The 3,963-nt window shown below is 71.7% G+C and carries 5 protein-coding genes; 3 read left to right on the forward strand and 2 right to left on the reverse strand.

All coding sequences use genetic code 11. The annotated features are described in order from the left end of the window. Positions 1-255 precede the first annotated feature (255 nt). Positions 256-1,512, forward strand: coding sequence for a GNAT family N-acetyltransferase (locus B7L92_RS26775; protein ID WP_081239948.1), 1,257 nt, complete (start codon positions 256-258; stop codon positions 1,510-1,512). A 181-nt stretch (positions 1,513-1,693) separates the two neighbouring features. Here B7L92_RS26775 and B7L92_RS26780 read toward each other — a convergent pair whose 3' ends face one another. Continuing rightward, on the reverse strand, positions 1,694-1,879 hold the full coding sequence (locus B7L92_RS26780; RefSeq protein ID WP_081239949.1) for a hypothetical protein: 186 nt from the start codon (positions 1,877-1,879) through the stop codon (positions 1,694-1,696). Positions 1,880-2,059: 180 nt separating this feature from the next. Here B7L92_RS26780 and B7L92_RS26785 point away from each other — a divergent pair, with 180 nt between their 5' ends. Next, a complete protein-coding gene (locus B7L92_RS26785) occupies positions 2,060-2,968 on the forward strand; it encodes a GntR family transcriptional regulator (RefSeq protein WP_081239950.1) in 909 nt (302 codons plus the stop codon). Between the two features lie 66 nt (positions 2,969-3,034). On the opposite strand, the gene B7L92_RS26790 is transcribed toward B7L92_RS26785, so the two are convergent. Continuing rightward, on the reverse strand, positions 3,035-3,223 hold the full coding sequence (locus tag B7L92_RS26790; RefSeq protein ID WP_016825638.1) for a hypothetical protein: 189 nt from the start codon (positions 3,221-3,223) through the stop codon (positions 3,035-3,037). A gap of 193 nt (positions 3,224-3,416) precedes the next feature. Between B7L92_RS26790 and B7L92_RS26795 the strand changes: the two genes are divergently transcribed. Next, positions 3,417-3,963, forward strand: a 547-nt coding sequence (locus B7L92_RS26795; RefSeq protein ID WP_255311148.1) for a GntR family transcriptional regulator, incomplete at its 3' end; no start/stop codon positions are given.

Genomic DNA, 3,963 nt, shown 5'->3' on the forward strand with positions numbered 1-3,963 from the left:
CGGGCGGAGGACGGATCCGGGCACGGGCGGAGGACGGATCCGGGCACGGGCGGAGGACGGATCCGGGCACGGGCGGAGGACGGATCCGGGCGCGTGCGGACCGGCCCCGGGGGAAGGGCCCGCGCACGCCGGAAGGCCCGGGGAACGCGCCGGAAAGGTGCCGGGAACGCGCCGGAAAGGTGCCGGGAACGCGCCGGGAAGGTGCCCGCGGAAAACCGCGCGACACCCTTCCGGCCCGCGCCCTACCGTGAGCCCATGACCTCCCGCGCCGCCATGGACGTACGCCCCATCGCCGAGACCGAGTTCGACGACTGGAACCGGGCTCTCAACGCCGGGTTCCTGCGGGAGCCCACCTCTCCGCCGGAAGTGGTCGACGCGCGTCGCCGGCACTTCCTCCCCGGCCGGCTGCTCGGTGCCTTCGACGAGGGGCGCTGCGTCGCGACGTTCCGTTCCTTCGCGCAGGAGCTCACCGTCGTCGGCGGCGCGACCGTGCCCGCCGACGCCATCACCAACGTCACCGTCACCGCCACCCACCGCCGCCGGGGCCTGCTCACCCGCATGATGGCCCAGGACCTCGCCGCCGCGAAGGAGAACGGGGACGTCGTGGCGACCCTGATCGCCGCCGAGTACCCGATCTACGGCCGCTACGGCTTCGGCCCCGCCACCACGGCGACCGAGTGGACGATCGACGTGCCGCGCACCGGCCTCGACCCGCGGTGGGCGGGCCCGGACGACGGCGGCCGCGTCGACCTCGTGGACGGGGAGGACGTGCGCAAGCTCGGCCCCGACCTGCACGAGCGGCTGCGCCGGGCCCAGCCGGGCGCCGTCAGCCGCACCGACCTGTGGTGGCGGCTCGCCACCGGCGCCGTGCGCTTCCACCCGACCTGGAGCGAACCCTGCTTCGCCGTGTACCGCTCGGCGGACGGCGAGGTCGAGGGCATGGTCGCCTACCGGGCGGACGACACCTGGGGCGACGCCAAGCAGCCGCTGAACACGGCGAGCGTGGACTGGCTGATCGGGGTGACCCCGGCCGCCGAGCGGGCGCTGTGGCACTACCTGTGCTCGATCGACTGGGTGGTGAAGGTGAAGAGCGGCTGGCGGGCCCCCGACGACCTGCTCCCGCACTTCCTCCTGGACCCGCGCGCCGCCGCCGTCACCACACAGGCGGACTGGCTCTGGGTGCGCCTCCTGGACGTCGTACGGGCGCTGGAGGCGCGGACGTACGAGGCGGCGGGTTCGCTGGTGCTGGAGGTGTCCGACCGCGACGGGCTGACCGGCGGGCGGTACCGGCTCCGGGCGTCGGCGGACGGGTCCGGCTCCTGCGCCCCGACCGGCGAGAGCGCCGACCTCGTGCTGGACGTCTCCGACCTGGCGGCGCTGTGGCTGGGCGACGAGTCGGCGGTGCGGCTGGCGGCCCTGGGCCGGGTGCGGGAAGAACGAGCGGGCGCCGCCCGTCAGGCCGACGCCCTGCTGCGTACTTCCAGGCGACCGTGGTGCCCGGACATGTTCTGAGCGCTGCTCCCGCGCTCCTGCTGCCTGCCTCCTCTCCTCGACGACGGGTGTGCGCTCATCCGTAGCGAGCTGTTCAGTTGTGGTTGTGGTTGTGGTTGTGGTTGTGCGGGTGGTGCGACCGACGGGGCTCCCGGCTCCCCTCCGGAGGAGAACCCGGTCGGTGGTCCGCGGGGGTGTGCCGTCAGCCCGACTGGGCGAGCAGCATCACCAGGATGACCGCGCCGATGCCGCCGATCGTGGTGTTCCGCGCCTTGATGCCCACGGTGAGGGCGACGAAGGCGATGATCCCCATCGGCCCGTACTTCCACTGGACGAGTTGCTCGAACCCCACGGCCAGGGCGGCGAGGACGACGGCGATGAGCGGCATGACGATCCCCCTTGTCGTCGGTGGTCCCCAACCGTTGCCCTGGTGGCCAACCTCCTTGAGGGCCAACCATGTTGCTCAAGTTGGTTACCAACTTCTCTTCACTTATCTCCACTTGGAGGCGACTCATAACCACCTCCATGTGAACTGCCCAAAGATGGCGGGAAGTTGTAGTGTTCAGTCGTGGACCCGGAATACGCCTCCGTCAAGGGACGGAAGAGACCGCAGCGGCCACAGAGGGCACATCGCGAGGTGGCCGACGAGCTGCGCGCCCGGATCAGGTCCGGAGTGCTGCGGCCGGGGCAGCGCATGCCCACGCAGGCCCGGCTCGCCGAGGAGTTCGGCGTGGAGCGCGGCACCGTGCGCCAGGCCCTGCGCATCCTGCAGTCCGAGCAGTTGCTCACCAACGTCTCCAAGGGAGCCCCGGCGACCGTCGCCGTCGCCGCCGAAAGCGCGCCGACCGGCCCCGCGGCGCCTCCGCTGCCCACCACGGCGGCCCTCGCGCCCCGCATCGCCACCGCCTTCGCGGCCGAGCACGTCGAGATCGACGCCGTCTGCCTGACCTCGGTCTCCCTCACGCTCGCCCTCGGCGAGTCGTTGCGCCGGATCCACGCCGGGCAACTGAAACCGGCCAAGATCGACGTCCGTGTTCTGCTGCCCTCCCGGAGCATCACCCTGGCCTTCCCGGTCCCGGTCGGGGGCCGGGACGGCACCGGCGACCCGGTCCACGAGCGCTGGCTGGCCCAGCGCAACGCCCAGGGGCAGGTGTTCCGGCACAACCTGCTCGCCCTGCGCGCCACGCACGGCATCGACGTGCGCGTCTCGTTCCGCGCCCTGCCCTTCACCCCGCCGGTGAAGCTGTACCTGCTCAACGGGGAGGTGGCGCTGTTCGCCCACTACACGCCGGCGCGCCGCGAGGCGTCGGCCGACCACGAGAACCTGGAGACGTACGACGTGCAGGGCATCCGGTCCCTGCTGTTCGCCTTCGAGCGGGGCGACGGTCCGCGGGACACCGCGTTCGTGGAGCAGTCCCACCGGTGGTTCGACGCGCTGTGGGAGACGATCAGTTCGGAGCTGGTGCTCACGGGCTGACGTCCCCCGCGGACGCCGGGCCGCAGCCGTCGGACCGAGGGGGACCGGGACGGCCCGCCGGGCGGCTCACAGGGCGGGCCGCGCCACCAGCAGCGCGAGCAGGACCGCCCCGGCGGAGCTGACCCCCGGGCTCTTGGCCTTGATGCCTATGGTGAGCAACAGCAGGCCGATGATGCCGGCGACGCCGTACTTCCACTGGACGAACTGCTCCAGGGTGATGACGAGAACGGCGGAGACAAGGGCGAGGACGGGCACGGTGTTCCCCCCTTCGGGCTTCCTGGCGGACGGGTGCGGCGATGTGGAACGGAACGGAGGCGGAACCTCCGAACTTTCGCCAACTTGGTGGAGTTGGCAACCAACTAGGTCTATGTTGTCCCCACTTGGTCCCTACTCATAAACAACTTTCAAGCAACTCCCTTTAGATGGATCACAGTTGTAGCGTTTGGTCGTGGCCCAGGAGAACGTGTCAGTGAACGGCAGCAGAAGGCTCACGCCCCAGGAGATCGCCGACATCCTGCGGGAACGCATCCGCACCGGCGAGCTCAGGACGGGTGACCGCCTGCCCACCCAGGCCGAACTCGCCGAGGAGTTCGGCGTGGAGCGCGGCACCGTGCGCCAGGCCCTGCGCGCGCTCCAGGAGGACGGCCTCCTCAGTAACGTCAGCAAGGGCAGCCCACCGCGGATCGCCGAGCCGGCCCCCGCCCGGGAGGAGCCCCAGCCGACGATGGTGGGGCTGGCGCCCCGGCTGGTGGATGCCTTCGCACAGGACCGTGTGCGGATCGACGCGGTCTGCCTGACGGCCGAGAGTCTCATGCTGGCGCTGAGCGAACCGGTCCGGCACATCCACGAGGGCCGCCGGCGCCCGGAGTCGGTCGAGGTCCGCCTCCTGCTGCCCTCCCGGAACATCAACCTGGCCTTCCCGGTCCCGGTCGAGGGCCGCGACGGCACCGGCGACCCGGTCCACGAGCGCTGGCTGGCCCAGCGCAACGCCCAGG

This window comes from Streptomyces viridosporus, from assembly GCF_002078235.1.
Taxonomy (GTDB): domain Bacteria; phylum Actinomycetota; class Actinomycetes; order Streptomycetales; family Streptomycetaceae; genus Streptomyces; species Streptomyces viridosporus.

Bases quoted from the DNA above. Each gene is read 5' to 3' on its own strand.
- B7L92_RS26775 (WP_081239948.1), top strand. From the start codon at position 256: ATGACCTCCCGCGCCGCCATGGACGTACGCCCCATCGCCGAGACCGAG.
- B7L92_RS26780 (WP_081239949.1), bottom strand. From the start codon at position 1,879: ATGCCGCTCATCGCCGTCGTCCTCGCCGCCCTGGCCGTGGGGTTCGAG.